Genomic DNA, 12,662 nt, shown 5'->3' on the forward strand with positions numbered 1-12,662 from the left:
GACTCCCTCCCCGTGTGCGTCGAATGAATCATGGAGAACCTAGACTCCGCATGTGGATGAAGTGTGAAGACGCAGGTGAATTTCTGTGCAATGTGTGAGTGATACGTGCCCTTCGTTGAGATTCAGAGGTTGCGTCAGAAGTTTGGCCGGCGGTCTGCGTTCCGGGCTTTCAGCGGCTGTACTCGGCCGCGCCCTGGGGGTTCGCGACGGCGGGACGGTGGTCCGAGCGCTCCGGGGGCGTCCAGGCGAAGCGGGGTGCGCGCCGTTCGAGGAAGGCGGTGACGCCCTCGCCGAGTTCGCCGCTGACGCTCAGCTGGTCCCGCCAGTACTCCAGGCGCGCAGGATCGACCGGCCCGGCGGTGAACTCCTTGACCGCCGCCTGGCTGAGCGCGGACCGGGACAGCAGCACCCGGGTGAACTCCGCCACCCGCTCGTCCAGCCCGCCCGGCGGCAGCACCTCGTCCACAAGCCCCGTCCGCAGCGCCCGCTCGGTGCCGATCAGCTCGCCGGAGAGCAGCAGATACTTGGCGGTCGCCGGGCCGACCAGGTCCACAAGACGCCGGGTGGACGAGGGCGCGTAGACCACCCCCAGCCGGGCCGCGGTGATCCCGAAGCGAGAGCCCTGCTCCGCGAACCGCAGATCGCAGGCGACGGCCAGCTGGCAGCCGCCGCCCACACAGGAGCCGCGCACCGCGGCGAGCGTCGGCTTGGGGAAGCCGGCCAGGGCCTCCTCGGCGGGCAGCGCCAGCGCCGTCGTCTCCTCGTACGTCGTGCCGAGCGAGCCGATGTCCGCGCCCGCGCTGAAGGTGTCGCCCGCTCCGGTGAGCACCAGCGCCCGTACGGCCGGGTCCGCGGCCAGCCGCTCCAGCAGCGGGGGCAGCGCGCGCCACATGCCAGGGGTAAGTGCGTTGCGCTTGGCGGGGTGGTGGATCACGACGGTCGCTATGCCGTCGGCGACGGTGTGCTGCAGGCAGGGCTCCATGTCGCGGATGCTATCCGGCACCCTCAAGCGACTGTCGGCATCGCCGTAAGCAAGCCGGGCAGGAACAGTCGAGCGAGTGACGCTGGCATACGCACGCGGTCAAAAGCCGTCGATAGAGAGCGACTTGCGCTCAGTTAGCCGGTCCGTACCAACACGTTCCCAACACTCGATGACGACTGTTCGGGCTGTGGCGATGGGTGGGGATCGGACATGGAGATCGTCGGGAGCATCCCTCCTGAACCGGGGGCGGCCATGCCCCGCGGGCCGTTCGCCTACGAGGGCGTCTGGCGCTTCACCGCCCCCGCGCTCGACACCTCCGTCCCACAGGCCCGGCACGCGGTGCGCGATCTGCTGGCCCACCAGCGGGTGCCCGCCCCTGACGACCTCGTACAGAACCTGCTGCTGATCGTCTCCGAGCTGGTCACCAACGCCGTGCGGCATGCGGCGCTGCTCTCCCCGGAGATCGCCGTCGAGGTGTCCATCGGCCCGGACTGGGTGCGGGTCGCGGTCGAGGACAACCACCCCTACCGGCCCAAGGCGCTGATGGCCGACCAGGGCCGGACGGGCGGGCGGGGACTGTTACTGGTGCAGACGATCGCCGAGGAGGAGGGCGGGATCTACGACGTGCAGCACACGGCGAGCGGCGGCAAGGTGGTCTGGGCCGCACTGCCGCTCGCGGCCGCCCGGGCCGGACTGACCGTTACCAGCCTGCCGCCGCTCCGGTGACCTCCCGGATCGCCGGCCGGGCCGCGTCCAGCACGGTCATGAACCAGGCCGAGAAGGGGTTGTGCGCGAGCAGCCGGGTCAGCTCCTCGGGGGTGACGAAGGCGGTCTCGTCGATCTCCTGCGGATCCGGGTGCGGCTCGGTTCGCACCAGCCCCGCGAACAGGTGGTTGTACTCCTGCTCCACCAGGCCCGACACCGGATCCGGGTGGTTGTAGCGCACCGTGCCCGCCTCGCGCAGCAGCGCGGGCGCCACCCCCAGCTCCTCACCCGTACGCCGGGCCGCGGCCACGAAGGGCGGTTCGCCGGGGTAGGGGTGGCCGCAGCAGGTGTTCGACCAGACGCCGGGGGAGTGGTACTTGCCCAGGGCCCGGCGCTGGAGCAGCAGCCGCCCCTCATCGTCGAAGAGAAAGACGGAGAAGGCCCGATGCAGCCGGCCGGGGGCGAGATGGGCGGAGAGTTTCTCCGCGGTGCCGATGGTCCTGCCGTCCTCGTCGACCAGCTCCAGCATGATCGGCTCCGTCGAACCCGTCGGCGCGCCCGGTGCGGAGGGCCTGGCGGAGTCGGTGGTGCGGCCGTTGGCAGGTGTAATTGGCATTGACCATCCTCATCGTCCGTCGGAACCCTCAAGTCTGCCGCACCAGTGCCATGAGTCAGTGGCAAAGTTTGGCTTCGTGCTCAGCATGTCCGCCTGGCTCCAGCTGGAAAGTGCAGTGGGCCACGTCGAAGTGCTCCCCCAGACAGCCCTGCAGGTCGTGCAGCATCCGCTCATGGCCGACCGCGTCCAGCGCCCGCCTGCTGACCACTACGTGTGCGGAGAGTACCGGCATGCCCGAGGTGATGGTCCATACATGCAGATCATGCAGTCCCTCGACGCCGCGGAGGGCGAGAATGTGGGCCCGTACCTGATCCATGTCCACATCCCGCGGCGCGGCCTCCAGCAGGACGTTCAGCGTGTCCCGCAGCAGCCGGAACGTCCGCGGCACGATCATGAGGCCGATCAGCAGGGAGGCGATCGGATCCGCCGTCTGCCAGCCGGTGGTCACGATGATCCCGGCCGATACGAGGACCGCGACCGAGCCAAGCGCGTCCGCCAGCACCTCCAGGAACGCCCCGCGGACGTTCAGGCTCTCCCGCTGCCCGCCCCTGAGCAGCGCCAGTGACACCACGTTCGCGGCCAGGCCGATGGCGCCGAACAGGATCGTCAGCCCGCCGTGGCTGGTGGGCGGGGTGATGAACCGGGCCACCGCCTCGTACAGGATGTAGCCGCCGACGCCGAGCAGCAGCAGACAGTTCGCCAGCGCGGCCAGGATCTCGGCCCGTGCGTAGCCGTAGGTGCGGCGCGGGCTCGGCGGGCGGTTCGCGAAGTGGATCGCCAGCAGCGCCATGGCGAGCCCGAGGGCGTCCGTCATCATGTGGCCTGCGTCCGCGAGCAGCGCGAGCGAACCGGCGAGCACCCCGCCGACCACCTCCACGGCCGTCACCGTGAGCGTGATGCCGAGGGCGGCGCGCAGCCGCCACTGGTGTGCGGCGCCCGCCGTGCCGAGTCCGCCGCCGTGGTCGTGGCCCGCGCCCATGTACGGCCTCCTCCCGCGCGCCGCCACTGCCCGGGCGCGCCAGCTGCCTTACGGCCCAGTGAACTACGGCGGCGCCCCGAGCCGCGGTCAGCCGCGCCGGGTCTGTGGCCGTCCTAGGGCCTGCGCGGCGTCGCGCTCCCTACGGCCGTACGGCCTCGGCGTGGTGCTACGGCCGTACGGCCTCCGGGTGGTGCAGACACCAGCCCTCCCAGGCCGAGCGCACCATGGCCGCCACCCCGTGCCGGGCGCTCCAGCCCAGTTCCTTGGCGATCAGCTCGGTCGCCCCGACGACCCGGGCCGGATCGCCCGCGCGGCGCGCCTCGACCACCGGGGTGAGCTCCGGGCGGCCGGTGACCTCGCTGATCAGCTGTGCCATCTCGCGTACCGAGACGCCCTGACCGGTGCCGATGTTCACCGTCAGATCGCCCCCGCCCGGCCGCTCCGCCAGCCGGCGCGCCGCGGCGAGATGGGCGGAGGCCAGGTCCTCGACGTGAATGTAGTCACGGATGCAGGAGCCGTCGGGCGTCGGATAGTCGTCGCCGAAGATCCGGGGTGCCTCGCCCCGGGTGATCCGCTCGAACATCATCGGGATGATGTTGGACACTCCGGTGTCGGCCAGCTCGGGGCGTGCGGCGCCCGCCACATTGAAGTAGCGCAGACAGGCCGTGGAGATCGAATGAGCCGCGCCCGTGGCTCTGACCAGCCACTCTCCGGCCAGCTTGGTCTCTCCGTACGGGTTCATCGGCCGGCAGGGGGTGTCCTCGGTGACGAGTTCCACATCCGGCATCCCGTAGACGGCGGCGGAGGAGGAGAAGAGGAAGCTGCCGATCCCGGCCGCGACCACCGCCTCCAGCAGCACCGTCAGACCGTGCACATTTTCGCGGTAGTAGCGCAGCGGCTGCTCGACGGACTCCCCGACCTGCTTCTTCGCGGCCAGATGCACCACCCCGGTCACGCCCAGGTCGGCGAAGGCGCGGTCCAGCAGGTCACGGTCGAGCGAGGAGCCCTGTACCAGAGGGACGCCCTGCGGCAGCCGGTCGGCGACACCGCTGGACAGGTCGTCGAGCACGGCGACCCGCTCCCCGGCCTCCGCCATGACCCGTACGACATGCGCCCCGATATATCCGGCACCACCTGTGATCAGCCACGTCATGACGGCACCCTATCCACAGCCGGCGCGGGCGCGGTTTGTCCCGGAGCGCTGCCATCCACCATGATGATCGCGGCAGCGGAAGCCGTCGTTCCCCCGAGCGGGTGATGAATGTGCGGTGAACGGACGCTTCCTTCTATCCGATAGCCTCTGCCGACGTGCCGCCTGCCCCATGCGGGGCCCGGGGTGTGCGACGCCCGCTGTCCGGACGGCGGCCCTGGGCCGGTATCCCTGTCCGGCGCGGCCACCGTGCCAGCTGCCAAGGAGTGAGTTCGTCTGTCGACCGCCATTCTCACCGGTCCCGCCGTCGCGGGCTCGTCCCTTGAGGACGACCTGCGGTCGCTGGGGTTCGACGTGCGCACGGCAGCCGACGCCGCCGGGGTCGCGAGGGAGCTCGCGGCCGCCCCGGCGCGTGAGCGGGTGGCGCTGGTCGACCCGCGCTTCGTCGGCCACGTCCACGCACTGCGCCTGGCCCTGACCGATCCGCGCTTCCCGGCCGCCGCGGTCCACGGCGCCCTCACCGCCCAGCCGGACGCCCGCGCGGCGCTCACCCGCGCGCTGACGGCGTACGCGCCGGGGGCGGCGGCGCCCGAGCGCGGCGCCCTCGCCGTGGCCGGCGCCACCGCGGCTCCCGGGCCGGAGGTCCACCTTCCGGCCCCGGACGGCTCCGCCGTGCTGCCCGACGCCCTCGCCGACGCCCTGGGCGCCGAGGACATCGCCGTGCACCGGCCCGAGCTGGGGGTGCTCGTCGCCGACGTACCCGAGGACGCGGCGGGGCGTGCGGAGGCGCAGGCCCGTACCCGGGCGGTGGACGACGAGCAGGTGCGGCTGCGCAGCGCCGTCAAGGCGCGCGACGGCTTCTTCACCACCTTCTGCATCAGCCCCTACTCGCGCTACATCGCCCGCTGGTGCGCCCGCCGCGGGCTCACCCCCAACCAGGTCACCACCGCCTCCCTGCTGACCGCCCTGATCGCGGCGGGCTGCGCGGCCACCGGCACCCGGCCCGGGTTCATCGCGGCCGGACTGCTGCTGATCGGCTCCTTCGTCCTGGACTGCACCGACGGCCAGCTCGCCCGCTACTCCCTCCAGTACTCCACGCTGGGCGCCTGGCTGGACGCGACGTTCGACCGGGCCAAGGAGTACGCGTACTACGCGGGGCTCGCGCTGGGCGCCGCGCGTGGCGGGGGGGATGACGTATGGGCGCTCGCGCTCGGCGCGATGGTGCTGCAGACCTGCCGCCACGTCGTCGACTTCTCCTTCAATGAGGCGAATCACGACGCCACCGGCAACAGCAGCCCCACCGCCGCCCTCTCCAACCGCCTCGACAGCGTCGGCTGGACGGTCTGGCTGCGCCGGATGATCGTGCTGCCGATCGGCGAGCGCTGGGCGCTGATCGCGGTGCTCACCGCGTGCACCACGCCCCGTATCACCTTCTATGTGCTGCTCATCGGCTGCGCGCTGGCCGCCTGCTACACCACCGCCGGCCGGGTGCTGCGGTCGCTGACCCGCAAGGCGCGGCGTACGGACCGCGCGGCGCTCGCCCTCGCGGACCTCGCCGACTCGGGCCCACTCGCCCAGGGCTTCGCCGCGGCCTTCCGCGGGGTGGCGCGCCGGCTCCCGGCCTTCGCCGCCCCCGCTCTCGCCCTGTTCGGGGCGGCCGCCGTGGTCGCCGTGGCGGCGTTCACGTCCTTCGGCAGCCCCTGGGCGGTCGTCGCCGCCGCGGGCTACGCGCTCACCTCGGGACTGGCTGTGGCGCGTCCGCTGGGGGGTCCGCTCGACTGGCTTGTGCCGCCGGTCTTCCGCGCCGCGGAATACGGCACCATCCTGGTCCTGGCAGCTGACTCGGGGGTGAACGGAGCATTGCCCGCCGCTTTCGGGCTGGTGTCGGCGGTCGCCTACCATCACTACGACACGGTGTACCGCATCAGAGGCGGTACCGGCGCGCCCCCGCACTGGCTGGTGCGGGCGATCGGCGGGCACGAGGGGCGGACCCTGGCGGTCACGGTCGCCGCCGCCCTGCTGTACGAGCAGAACCAAGGCTTCACCATCGCGCTGACCGCCCTCGCGGCGGCCCTCGCGCTGGCCGTGCTCAGCGAGAGCATCCGCTTCTGGGTGTCCTCCGGAGCACCCGCTGTACACGACGAAACAGGAGAACCCGCATGATCGGCCTCGTGCTGGCGGCCGGCGCCGGACGGCGTCTGCGCCCTTACACCGACACCCTTCCCAAGGCCCTGGTGCCTGTCGACGGCGATACCACCGTCCTCGACCTGACCCTCGGCAACTTCGCGGAGGTGGGCCTCACCGAGGTCGCGATCGTCGTCGGTTACCGCAAGGAGGCCGTGTACGAGCGCAAGGAGGCGCTGGAGGCGAAGTACGGCCTCAAGCTCACCCTCATCGACAACGACAAGGCCGAGGAGTGGAACAACGCCTACTCCCTGTGGTGCGCCCGTGATGCGATCCAGCACACCGTGATCCTCGCCAACGGCGACACCGTGCACCCGGTCTCCGTCGAGAAGACCCTGCTCGCCGCCCGGGGCAACGGCCAGAAGATCATCCTCGCCCTCGACACGGTCAAGAAGCTCGCCGACGAGGAGATGAAGGTCATCGTGGACCCCGAGAAGGGCGTCCAGAAGATCACCAAGCTCATGGACCCGGCCGAGGCGACCGGCGAGTACATCGGCGTCACCCTCATCGAGGGCGAGGCCGCCGCTGAGCTGGCGGACGCGCTCAAGACCACCTTCGAGCGCGACCCCGACCTCTACTACGAGGACGGCTACCAGGAGCTGGTCAACCGCGGCTTCAAGGTCGACGTGGCCCCGATCGGCGACATCAAGTGGGTCGAGATCGACAACCACGACGACCTCGCGAAGGGCCGTGAGATCGCATGCCAGTACTGACCCGCCTCATCCCGTCTCCCGTCTCCGTCGATATCAACGCCGGAGCCCTGGACGACTTGGCGGGCCTGCTGGCCGACCAGCGCATCTCGGCCTCCGGCAAGCTGGCGGTCGCGATCAGCGGCGGCTCCGGCGCCGCCCTGCGCGACCGGCTGGCCCCGGTGCTGCCGGGCGCAGACTGGTTCGAGCTGACCGACGGCACCATCGACGGCGCCGTCCAGCTTGCCGACGCCATGAAGTCCGGGCACTACGACGCGGTGGTCGGCCTGGGCGGCGGGAAGATCATCGACGCCGCCAAGTACGCCGCCGCGCGTATCGGCCTGCCGATGGTCGCCGTCGCGACCAACCTGTCGCACGACGGCATCTGCTCGCCGGTGTCGATCCTGGACAACGACGCCGGCCGTGGCTCATACGGTGTGCCGACCCCGATCGCGCTGGTCATCGACCTCGACGTGATCCGCGACGCCCCGGTGCGCTTCGTCCGCTCCGGCATCGGCGACGCCATCTCCAACATCTCCGCGATCGCGGACTGGGAGCTGTCGCACCGCGAGACCGGCGAGCCGATCGACGGCCTCGCGGCGGCCATGGCCCGTACGGCGGGTGAGTCGGTGCTCCGCCACCCGGGCGGCTGCGGCGACGACGACTTCCTGACCGTGCTGTCCGAGGGCCTGGTGCTGTCCGGTATCGCCATGTCGATCGCCGGTCACACCCGGCCGTCCTCCGGCGCCTGCCATGAGATCAGCCACGCCTTCGACCTGCTCTACCCCAAGCGCTCCGCGCTCCACGGCGAGCAGGTCGGCCTCGGCGCCGCCTTCGCGATGCATCTGCGGGGCGCGCCCGAGGAATCCGCGCTGATGGTCGACGTACTGCGGCGCCACGGTCTGCCCGTCCTGCCGAACGAAATCGGATTCAGCGAGGACGAGTTCGTCAAGGCGGTGGAGTACGCGCCGCAGACCCGCCCCGGGCGCTACACGATCCTCGAGCACCTTGACCTCTCCTCCGACGCGATCAGGGACGCATACGCCGACTATGCCAAAGCAGTCAGTCAAACCATCGGTGGCTGAACTCCGCCCGGTCGTCCACCCCGCGGGGGTGAAGGACCGGCGGAGCGGTGAGCACTGGATGGGACGCCTCTACATGCGCGAGGTCTCCCTGCGGGTCGACCGCCATCTGGTCAACACCAGGGTCACGCCCAACCAGCTCACATACCTGATGACCGTCTGCGGCGTGCTCGCGGCCCCGGCACTCCTGGTGCCGGGGATCCCGGGCGCCGTTCTCGGTGTGATCGCGGTTCAGCTCTATCTGCTGCTGGACTGCGTCGACGGCGAGATCGCGCGCTGGAGGCAGCAGTTCTCCCTCGGCGGGGTCTACCTGGACCGGGTCGGCGCCTATCTGACCGACGCCGCGGTGCTCGTCGGCTTCGGCCTGCGCGCCGCCGATCTGTGGGGCAGCGGGCGGATCGACTGGCTCTGGGCCTTCCTCGGCACCCTGGCCGCCCTCGGCGCGATCCTGATCAAGGCCGAGACCGACCTCGTCGGCGTCGCCCGCCACCAGGGAGGGCTGCCGCCGGTCAAGGAGGCGGCGTCCGAGCCACGCTCCTCCGGTATGGCGTTGGCCCGCAAGGCCGCCGCGGCGCTCAAGTTCCACCGGCTGGTGCTCGGGATCGAGGCGTCGCTGCTGATCCTGTTCCTGGCGGTGCTGGACTCGATCCGGGGCGACCTGTTCTTCTCGCGGCTGGGCGTCGCCGTACTCGCGGGCATCGCCCTGCTGCAAACTCTGCTTCACCTGGTGTCCATCCTCGCGTCGAGCAGGCTGAAGTGATGACGGACACACCACTCACGGTCGGCGCGGTCGTCCTGACGATGGGCAACCGCCCCGACGAGCTGCGTGCGCTGCTCGATTCGGTCGCCAAGCAGGACGGCGACCGGATCGAGGTGGTCGTCGTGGGCAACGGCTCACCGCTGCCCGAGCTCCCGGACGGGGTGCGCACCGTCGAGCTCCCGGAGAACGTGGGCATCCCGGCGGGCCGCAATGTCGGCATCGAGGCGTTCGGCCCCGGCGGTACCGAGGTCGACGTGCTGCTCTTCCTCGACGACGACGGTCTGCTGCCCCATACGGACACCGCCGAGCTGTGCCGCCAGGCCTTCGCCGCCGACCCCGAGCTCGGCATCATCTCCTTCCGTATCGCCGACCCCGAGACCGGCACCACACAGCGCCGCCATGTGCCCCGGCTGCGCGCCGCCGACCCCATGCGGTCCTCGCGGGTGACCACCTTCCTCGGCGGTGCCAACGCGGTCCGTACGAAGGTCTTCGCCCAGGTCGGCGGGTTGCCGGACGACTTCTTCTACGCCCATGAGGAGACCGACCTCGCCTGGCGCGCCCTGAACGCGGGCTGGATGATCGATTACCGGTCGGACATGGTGCTGCACCACCCGGCCACCGCGCCGAGCAGGCACGCCGTCTATCACCGCATGGTCGCCCGCAACCGGGTCTGGCTGGCGCGGCGTAATCTCCCCATCCCGCTCATCCCTGTCTATCTGGGCGTCTGGCTGCTGCTCACCTTGGCCAGGCGCCCCTCGAAAGTCGCCCTCCGTGCCTGGTTGGGCGGGTTCCGGGAAGGCTGGAAGACACCGTGTGGTGCACGCCGCCCCATGAAGTGGCGTACGGTATGGCGCCTGACCCGACTGGGCCGACCGCCTGTCATCTGACAAGCTCGTATCTGAGAGCATCGGGCGCGACCCGGGGCGCGGCCCCCGTCAGCGCACCCCTGATGAGGACGAAAGTGTCAACTGTGAGCGAGACTACGCACAGCAGTGCGGTCGCCAGCGCCCCGCCGTCGCCGGATGACGGCTTGGCTCCGGCAGAGCTGGCGGCGAAATACGGGCTGTCGGTGAGCGGCGCCCGGGTGGGCCTTGTCGACTACATCAAGCAGATGTGGGGCAGGCGCCATTTCATTCTGGCTTTTTCGCAGGCCAAGCTCACCGCCCAGTACAGCCAGGCCAAGCTCGGCCAGCTGTGGCAGGTGGCGACACCGCTGCTGAACGCGGCGGTGTACTTCTTCATCTTCGGCCTGCTCCTGAAGAGCAACAGGAACATGGCGCACGATATGTACATCCCGTTCCTGGTGACGGGTGTCTTCGTCTTCACGTTCACCCAGAACTCCGCGATGGCGGGTGTGCGCGCGATCTCCGGGAATCTGGGTCTGGTGCGGGCCCTGCACTTCCCACGCGCCTCGCTTCCCATCTCCTTCTCGCTCCAGCAGCTCCAGCAGCTGCTGTTCTCGATGATCGTGCTGGTCATCGTGCTGGTGGGCTTCGGGCACTACCCGTCCCTGGCCTGGCTGCTGATCCTCCCGGTGCTCGCACTGCAGTTCGTGTTCAACACCGGTCTCTCGCTGATCATGGCCCGGCTCGGGGCCAAGACCCCGGACCTCGCCCAGCTGCTTCCGTTCATCCTGCGGACGTGGATGTACGCGTCCGGCGTGATGTACCCGCTGGCGACCACGCTCGAGCGGGCGGGGGCGAGCGGCTGGATCTCCGACGCGATGCTGGGCAACCCGGCCGCCGTCTACATGGATCTGATGCGGTATGCGCTGATCGATGACTACGGTCAGGCGTACCTGCCTCCCCATGTGTGGGCGCTGGCCCTGGGCTGGGCGGTGCTCTTCGGCGCCGGCGGCTTCGTGTACTTCTGGAAGGCAGAGGAGCAGTACGGCCGTGGCTGAGCAGACCCTTGACGAGACCTCTCAGGCTTCCCAGACCTCCCAGGCGGCGCCGGCTGCTCAGGCGGCCCCGGCCGCGGGGCGGATCCCGACCGTCATCGCCGACGATGTGCACATCGTCTACCGCGTCAACGGCGGCCCCCGTGGCCGCGGCAGCGCCACCGCGGCCCTCAGCCGCATCCTCCGCCGCAAGAACGCCCCGGGCATGCGCGAGGTGCACGCCGTGCGCGGGGTCACCTTCATGGCCTACCGCGGCGAGTCGATCGGCCTGATCGGCTCCAACGGCTCCGGTAAGTCGACGCTCCTCAAGGCCGTCGCGGGGCTGCTGCCCACCGAGCGCGGCAAGGTCTACACCGACGGCCAGCCGTCGCTGCTCGGCGTCAACGCGGCGCTGATGAACGACCTGACGGGCGAGCGGAACGTCATCCTCGGCGGGCTGGCCATGGGGATGTCGCGGGAGCAGATCCGCGAGCGCTACGAGGGAATCGTCGACTTCTCGGGAATCAACGAGAAGGGCGACTTCATCACGCTGCCGATGCGCACCTACTCCTCCGGTATGGCGGCCCGCCTGCGGTTCTCGATCGCCGCCGCCAAGGACCACGATGTGCTGATGATCGACGAGGCGCTGGCCACCGGCGACCGGAAGTTCCAGAAGCGCTCGGAGGCCCGTATCCGCGAGCTGCGGAAGGACGCCGGCACGGTCTTCCTGGTCAGCCACAACAACAAGTCGATCCGGGACACCTGTGACCGGGTGCTGTGGCTGGAGAAGGGCGAGCTGCTGATGGACGGCCCGACCGACGAGGTCATCAAGGCGTACGAGAAGGAGACCGGCAAGTAGCCGACTTCCGCGTATCCGCAGGCCCCGCCGGACACCCGTCCGGCGGGGCCTGCGTCATATGGTCGCGTCGAAGAGCGCGACCGTGCCGCGCACCCGGATGTGATGGCGCTCGAACCGGGACCCGAGTGCTTTGTCCAGCAGCTCCAGCGAGTCCTCGGAGTTGTTGAGCACCCCGCGTCTCACACATTCGCGCAGATGGAGCCGGGAGACCGCCGTATGGCGCACGCCGTGCGCCAGCACGGTGCTGCCGAACACCTGGGCCCCGGGCTCGAGATGGGGCAGCAGATGGTCGAAGACGGCGAACTTCGCCGGCGCCCCCGAAGGCAGGCAGTGCAGTACGAAGTTCAACGCGGCTGAGGTGAACCGCCGCCCCTCCAGCTCCATCGGGCGCAGCACATCGCGGCACAGCGCCGTGGGGCCGTAGCGCGCGATCCGGCGCTGCGCGGTCGCCAGCACCGTCGGGTTGAGGTCGACCAGGGTGATCTGCGGCAGGCGGGTGGGAAAGCGGCACCGGTCGAGGAAGTAGCCGGTGCCCGGACCGATGTCGAGATGGCGGTCCGAGACATGCCGGTAGTAGAGGGCCAGCATCTCCTCGGGCGGGCAGCGCCACACCGCACGGCACACCGCGCCCAGGATGAGCGTGTCGTACAGGGCGAGCAGGGGCCGGGAGTAGACGGCCGCCGCGGCGGCGGCTTCGCTTCCCTTGTCCCGCTCGCGGTCGTGCGGGTTTCCCATGCGATCGGCTCCCTTTCCTGTTCTGCTGTTCTGCTGTTCTGA

Annotated in this window: 13 protein-coding genes; 8 read left to right on the top strand and 5 right to left on the bottom strand. The window is 70.4% G+C overall.

The features are described 5' to 3' along the window. Nucleotides 1–169: 169 nt before the first annotated feature. Nucleotides 170–982, bottom strand: coding sequence for an enoyl-CoA hydratase/isomerase family protein (locus ACWDSL_RS13480; RefSeq protein WP_450484835.1), 813 nt, complete (start codon nt 980–982; stop codon nt 170–172). 210 nt (nt 983–1,192) lie between these two features. Here ACWDSL_RS13480 and ACWDSL_RS13485 point away from each other — a divergent pair, with 210 nt between their 5' ends. Further along, complete coding sequence (locus tag ACWDSL_RS13485; RefSeq protein ID WP_450484837.1) at nt 1,193–1,708, top strand: ATP-binding protein; 516 nt, start codon at nt 1,193–1,195, stop codon at nt 1,706–1,708. On the opposite strand, the gene idi is transcribed toward ACWDSL_RS13485, so the two are convergent. From idi to galE, 3 genes are all read right to left on the bottom strand, one after another. Further along, nucleotides 1,683–2,303, bottom strand: coding sequence for an isopentenyl-diphosphate Delta-isomerase (gene idi, locus ACWDSL_RS13490; protein WP_450484838.1), 621 nt, complete (start codon nt 2,301–2,303; stop codon nt 1,683–1,685). The genes ACWDSL_RS13485 and idi overlap by 26 nt on opposite strands. A 55-nt stretch (nt 2,304–2,358) precedes the next feature. Further along, nucleotides 2,359–3,282 carry a cation diffusion facilitator family transporter gene (locus ACWDSL_RS13495; RefSeq protein WP_450484840.1) on the bottom strand — a complete coding sequence of 308 codons (924 nt, stop codon included), beginning with the start codon at nt 3,280–3,282 and terminating at the stop codon, nt 2,359–2,361. 166 nt (nt 3,283–3,448) lie between these two features. Continuing rightward, nucleotides 3,449–4,435 (bottom strand): UDP-glucose 4-epimerase GalE, encoded by a 987-nt coding sequence (gene galE, locus ACWDSL_RS13500; protein ID WP_450484842.1) that lies wholly within the window; start codon nt 4,433–4,435, stop codon nt 3,449–3,451. Between the two features lie 273 nt (nt 4,436–4,708). On the opposite strand from galE, the gene ACWDSL_RS13505 reads away from it, so the two are divergent. From ACWDSL_RS13505 to ACWDSL_RS13535, 7 genes are all read left to right on the top strand, one after another. Next, complete coding sequence (locus ACWDSL_RS13505) at nt 4,709–6,595, top strand: DUF5941 domain-containing protein (RefSeq protein WP_450484916.1); 1,887 nt, start codon at nt 4,709–4,711, stop codon at nt 6,593–6,595. Next, nucleotides 6,592–7,329, top strand: coding sequence for a phosphocholine cytidylyltransferase family protein (locus ACWDSL_RS13510; RefSeq protein ID WP_014175217.1), 738 nt, complete (start codon nt 6,592–6,594; stop codon nt 7,327–7,329). The genes ACWDSL_RS13505 and ACWDSL_RS13510 overlap by 4 nt, the downstream gene beginning before the upstream one ends. Then, nucleotides 7,317–8,390, top strand: coding sequence for an iron-containing alcohol dehydrogenase family protein (locus tag ACWDSL_RS13515; RefSeq protein ID WP_450484845.1), 1,074 nt, complete (start codon nt 7,317–7,319; stop codon nt 8,388–8,390). The genes ACWDSL_RS13510 and ACWDSL_RS13515 overlap by 13 nt, the downstream gene beginning before the upstream one ends. After that, nucleotides 8,356–9,147, top strand: coding sequence for a CDP-alcohol phosphatidyltransferase family protein (locus ACWDSL_RS13520; RefSeq protein ID WP_450484847.1), 792 nt, complete (start codon nt 8,356–8,358; stop codon nt 9,145–9,147). The genes ACWDSL_RS13515 and ACWDSL_RS13520 overlap by 35 nt, the downstream gene beginning before the upstream one ends. Continuing rightward, nucleotides 9,147–10,034, top strand: a complete 888-nt coding sequence (locus tag ACWDSL_RS13525; RefSeq protein ID WP_450484849.1) for a glycosyltransferase family 2 protein — start codon at nt 9,147–9,149, stop codon at nt 10,032–10,034. Before ACWDSL_RS13520 ends, ACWDSL_RS13525 begins: the two co-directional genes overlap by 1 nt. Nucleotides 10,035–10,117: 83 nt before the next feature. After that, entirely contained in the window at nt 10,118–11,050 is a 933-nt protein-coding gene (locus tag ACWDSL_RS13530) for an ABC transporter permease (protein ID WP_450484851.1), read from the top strand. After that, entirely contained in the window at nt 11,043–11,885 is an 843-nt protein-coding gene (locus ACWDSL_RS13535; protein WP_450484853.1) for an ABC transporter ATP-binding protein, read from the top strand. The genes ACWDSL_RS13530 and ACWDSL_RS13535 overlap by 8 nt, the downstream gene beginning before the upstream one ends. 54 nt (nt 11,886–11,939) lie before the next feature. Here the strand turns inward: ACWDSL_RS13535 and ACWDSL_RS13540 are convergent, their stop codons facing one another. Next, entirely contained in the window at nt 11,940–12,620 is a 681-nt protein-coding gene (locus ACWDSL_RS13540) for a class I SAM-dependent methyltransferase (protein ID WP_450484855.1), read from the bottom strand. Nucleotides 12,621–12,662: the final 42 nt, after the last annotated feature.

Source organism: Streptomyces sp. NPDC000941 (genome assembly GCF_053599555.1).

What these genes read in the sequence shown, in the direction of transcription:
- ACWDSL_RS13480 (WP_450484835.1), bottom strand. Translation starts at nt 982, where the DNA reads ATGGAGCCCTGCCTGCAGCACACCGTCGCCGACGGCATAGCGACCGTC.
- ACWDSL_RS13485 (WP_450484837.1), top strand. Translation starts at nt 1,193, where the DNA reads ATGGAGATCGTCGGGAGCATCCCTCCTGAACCGGGGGCGGCCATGCCC.
- idi (WP_450484838.1), bottom strand. Translation starts at nt 2,303, where the DNA reads ATGCCAATTACACCTGCCAACGGCCGCACCACCGACTCCGCCAGGCCC.
- ACWDSL_RS13495 (WP_450484840.1), bottom strand. Translation starts at nt 3,282, where the DNA reads ATGGGCGCGGGCCACGACCACGGCGGCGGACTCGGCACGGCGGGCGCC.
- galE (WP_450484842.1), bottom strand. Translation starts at nt 4,435, where the DNA reads ATGACGTGGCTGATCACAGGTGGTGCCGGATATATCGGGGCGCATGTC.
- ACWDSL_RS13510 (WP_014175217.1), top strand. Translation starts at nt 6,592, where the DNA reads ATGATCGGCCTCGTGCTGGCGGCCGGCGCCGGACGGCGTCTGCGCCCT.
- ACWDSL_RS13515 (WP_450484845.1), top strand. Translation starts at nt 7,317, where the DNA reads ATGCCAGTACTGACCCGCCTCATCCCGTCTCCCGTCTCCGTCGATATC.
- ACWDSL_RS13520 (WP_450484847.1), top strand. Translation starts at nt 8,356, where the DNA reads ATGCCAAAGCAGTCAGTCAAACCATCGGTGGCTGAACTCCGCCCGGTC.
- ACWDSL_RS13525 (WP_450484849.1), top strand. Translation starts at nt 9,147, where the DNA reads ATGACGGACACACCACTCACGGTCGGCGCGGTCGTCCTGACGATGGGC.
- ACWDSL_RS13540 (WP_450484855.1), bottom strand. Translation starts at nt 12,620, where the DNA reads ATGGGAAACCCGCACGACCGCGAGCGGGACAAGGGAAGCGAAGCCGCC.